General features: G+C 66.3%; 1 protein-coding gene. It reads left to right on the top strand.

The window, feature by feature from the left end; all coding sequences use genetic code 11:
* Window positions 1-109 precede the first annotated feature (109 nt).
* A complete protein-coding gene (locus ACV530_RS36570) occupies window positions 110-1330 on the top strand; it encodes an IS256 family transposase (RefSeq protein ID WP_494337045.1) in 1221 nt (406 codons plus the stop codon).
* Window positions 1331-1373 lie beyond the last annotated feature (43 nt).

Below are 1373 nucleotides of genomic sequence, written 5' to 3'. Positions count from 1 at the left end.
GATGGTGTCCCACCGGGTGGTGTAACAGCGATCTCCGCGTAGCCCCTGGTCATGGGGCGGCCATCGCGCAACTCTCCGAGTAGGCAAGCTCGTTGAGAGAGGTGGCGCGATGGCCTTGTCCCAGCATGACCTACTGCGGCTGATGGAGTCACTGCGTACGGCGGACGGAATCGAGTTGATCAGGGTGCTGGCCCAGCGGATCCTGCAGGAACTCATCGAGGCCGAAGCCACCGCCCACATCGGCGCCGAGCCCGGTGAGCACACCGAGACCCGCATGACGATGCGCAACGGGCACCGGGAGAAGCTGCTGACCACGCAGGCCGGGGACCTGGACCTGGCGATCCCCAAGGTCCGCACCGGGTCCTTCTTCCCCTCGCTGCTGGAACGCCGCCGGCGGATCGACCAGGCCCTCTACGCCGTCATCATGGAGGCATACGTACACGGCGTGTCCACCCGCAGCGTGGATGACCTGGTCAAGGCCCTGGGCGGTGACAGCGGGATCTCCAAGAGCGAGGTCTCCAGGATCTGCGGTGCCCTGGACGCCGAGCTGAGCGTGTTCCGCACCCGGCCCCTGGACCACACCCGCTTCCCCTACGTCTACCTCGACGCTACCTACTGCAAGGCCCGGGTCAACCACCAGATCGTCTCCCAGGCCGTCGTCATCGCCACCGGCATCACCGAGGACGGCGGACGCGAGGTCCTCGGGCTGATGGTCGGCGACAGCGAAACCGAGGTGTTCTGGAGCGAGTTCCTGCGCTCACTGCGTGAACGCGGCCTGGCCGGGGTCCGCCTGGTCATCGCCGACCACCACTCCGGCCTGGTCAAAGCCATCCGCAAGGTCATGCTCGGGGCCGCCTACCAGCGGTGTCGGGTTCATTTCCTGCGCAACGTCTTCGGGGTGATCCCGAAGGACGCCGCGGAGATGGTGGCCGCAACCATCCGCACGATCTTCGCCCAGCCCACCGCCGAGGCCGTCCGCGCCCAGCTCGACACCGTCGCTGACATGCTCGGGCGCCAATTCCCCAAGGTCAAGGCGATGCTCCTGGAAGCCAAGACCGACCTCACCGCCTTCGCGGACTTCCCCGATCGACATTGGAAGAAGATCCAGTCGACCAACCCCCTGGAGCGGCTCAACCGGGAGATCAAGCGCCGCACCGACGTCGTCCAGATCTTCCCCGACCCCGACGCCCTCGAACGCCTCACCACCGCCGTCCTCATCGAGATGCACGACGAATGGATCGCCTTCCCCCGCCGCTACCTCCCCGAAGGCAGCATGGACCAGCTCTACCCGGCCGACCACACCCACGACGAAATCCCGCCGACAACATGATCGTTGGCACGCAACTCGCTACACCACTTCAAGGGACACGACC

Source organism: Streptomyces sp. SX-6 (assembly GCF_059089585.1).
The sequence above is the reverse complement of the archived record's forward strand: the minus strand, read 5'-3'. Positions and strand labels throughout refer to the sequence as shown.